The 2,968-nt window shown below is 75.3% G+C and carries 1 protein-coding gene; it reads left to right on the forward strand.

Translation table 11 applies throughout. The features are described from left to right. Window positions 1-2,876, forward strand: a 2,876-nt coding sequence (locus tag E9565_RS21680; RefSeq protein WP_236836704.1) for an Rne/Rng family ribonuclease, incomplete at its 5' end; no start/stop codon positions are given. Window positions 2,877-2,968 lie beyond the last annotated feature (92 nt).

The following is a 2,968-nucleotide window of genomic DNA, read 5'->3' on the forward strand; positions in this document are numbered from 1 at the left end:
CCCGCCGCCGGGCCACCCGGCCGGCCGGCGCGGCCGCCCCCGACCCCGACCCGGTGCCGCCCGCGCGCCCGGTCGTCGCGGCGGCCCCGGCGTTCGTCAGCTTCGTGGCGCCGCCCGACGACGCACCGCCGGCGCCCCGTCGGCGCAGCCGCCGCCCGGTGGAGTCGCCCGACCCCGATCTCGCCGACGACACCGCCGAGGAGCAGGAGGCCGTCGACACCCCCGACGAGGCGCCGCGCTCCCGCCGGAGCCGGTCGCGCCGCCGTGCGGCGGACGACCAGCCCGAGCAGGGCGACGCCGGCGCCGACGACGAGCAGACCGAGGACGCCGACGACCGCGACGACTCCGGCGAGGACCGCGAGGAGGGCGGCTCGTCGGCGAGCCGCCGTCGCCGTCGCGGCCGCCGTGGTCGTGGCCGCGGGCGCAGCGGCGAGGACCCCTCGGACTCCGACGACGACAGCGCCGACGAGCGCCCCCAGAGCGACGACGCCGAGGACGAGGACACCTCGGGCGACACGAGCGAGGGCGACGAGGACGAGAACGACACCGACGACGAGGGCTCGACCGGCTCGGGCACCCGCCGCCGGCGCCGCCGTCGCCGTCGGGGCAGCAGCTCGGGCGCCGACGACACCGCCGAGGACGCCGACGACGACGACCGCCCCGAGCGGGCCGGCCGCAACGGCCGCACGACCAGTGACGACGACGTCCGCGGCATCACCGGCTCCACCCGCCTGGAGGCCAAGCGCCAGCGCCGGCGGGACGGTCGCGACACCGGCCGCCGCCGCCAGCCGATCCTCACCGAGGCCGAGTTCCTGGCCCGGCGGGAGGCGGTCGACCGCAAGATGGTCATCCGCCAGCGGGGCGAGCGGACGCAGATCGCCGTCCTCGAGGACGACGTCCTCGTCGAGCACTACGTCACCCAGGCCTCGGCGACGTCGTTCGCGGGCAACGTCTACCTGGGCCGGGTGCAGAACGTGCTCCCCAGCATGGAGGCCGCCTTCGTCGACATCGGCAAGGGGCGCAACGCCGTCGTCTACGCCGGTGAGGTCAACTGGGACGCCGCCGGGCTCTCGGGCAAGCAGCGCTCGATCGAGCAGGCGTTCAAGTCCGGCGACAAGATCCTCGTGCAGGTCACCAAGGACCCGATCGGCCACAAGGGCGCCCGGCTGACCCAGCAGATCAACCTGCCCGGCCGCTTCCTGGTCTACGTGCCCGGCGGCTCGATGACCGGCATCAGCCGGAAGCTGCCCGACACCGAGCGGCAGCGGCTCAAGGACATCCTCAAGAAGATCGTCCCCGAGGACGCCGGCGTCATCATCCGGACCGCCGCGGAGGGCGCCTCGGAGGAGGAGCTCACCCGCGACGTCAACCGGCTCAAGGCGCAGTGGGAGGTCATCAAGCAGAAGTCCGAGTCGACGTCGAGCGCGCCGACGCTGCTGTACGGCGAGCCCGACCTCGCGATCCGGGTCATCCGCGACGTCTTCAACGAGGACTTCAAGGAGCTCGTCGTCCAGGGCGACGACGCCTGGGACACCGTCGAGGCCTACGTCGCGCACGTCTCGCCCGAGCTGTCCGAGCGGCTGACCCGCTACACCGGTGCGGGCGACGTCTTCCACGACCTGCGGATCGACGAGCAGCTCACCAAGGCGCTGGACCGGAAGGTCTGGCTGCCCTCCGGCGGGTCGCTGGTGATCGACCGGACCGAGGCGATGACCGTCGTCGACGTCAACACCGGCAAGTTCACCGGCTCGGGCGGCAACCTCGAGCAGACGGTGACGCGCAACAACATGGAGGCGGCGGAGGAGATCGTCCGCCAGCTCCGGCTGCGCGACATCGGCGGCATCATCGTCATCGACTTCATCGACATGGTGCTCGAGAGCAACCGCGACCTGGTGCTGCGGCGGCTGACCGAGTGCCTGGGCCGCGACCGCACCAAGCACCAGGTCGCCGAGGTGACCTCCCTGGGCCTGGTCCAGATGACCCGCAAGCGGGTCGGGCAGGGGCTGCTGGAGGTCTTCTCCGAGGCCTGCGAGCACTGCCGCGGCCGCGGGATCCTCGTGCACACCGACCCGGTCGACGAGAAGCGCCGGGGGAGCGGTTCCGGCGGCAACGGCTCCGCGGCCAAGGAGCCGGGCAACGGGCGCAACCGCGGCAGCGGTGGTGGCGGCAAGGAGTCGACCGGCAAGGGCGGCAAGGAACCTTCTGGCAAGGAGTCCTCCGGCAAGGAGGCGCCGGCCGCCGGTGAGGCCGAGGAGAGCGCCCAGCCGGTCGCCGCCGAGACCACCGCCGGTGACGGCGAGGCCCCCGAGGGCGGGCGCAGCGGCGGCCGCCGCAGCCGGGGCCGCCGCAACCGCGGGCAGTCGGGCGAGGAGCGCGCGGCCGAGGACGCCGCCGTGCTGGCCGGCACCCGCACCGACGACGGCACGCCCGCCGGCGAGCTCCTCGCCGACGGCTCCGCGGAGACGGTCGAGGACGTCGTGCCGCCCGTGCTGCAGGCGGACCCGCCGGTGCCGGTGCCCGCCGTCCAGCCGCTTCCCGAGACCGTCCCGGTCCCCGCCGCTCCGGCGGAGACCGAGGCCGACGAGGTCCTCCCCGCCGGTGAGGTCGCCGCCGTGGAGGCCCCGGAGCAGGACGCGGTGCCGATCACCCCGGCGACCACGGCCGCCGACGTCGTCCCCGGCGGGGTGGCGCACGCCGCCGACGCCGGAGCGCAGCCGCAGGACGCCCCGCCGGCCCAGGATGTCCCCCGGGGGCAGGACGACGCCCCGCAGGTCCCGGAGGCGCAGGCCGCCGGGAACGGTGAGACGCCTGCCGCGGCTCCCCGGCCTCGGCGCCGCCGGGCGGCCAGCCGGCCGGCCGGCCCCCCGGTCAGCTGATAGCCGTTGACCCGCCCTCTGCGGAAGCGTCTACCTGACGTTGCTGCGGAGGGCGGGAGGCTGTCGTGGGACTGCTGCATGAGGCGTTGCCG

This window comes from Blastococcus sp. KM273129 (assembly GCF_021698995.1).
GTDB lineage: Bacteria > Actinomycetota > Actinomycetes > Mycobacteriales > Geodermatophilaceae > Blastococcus.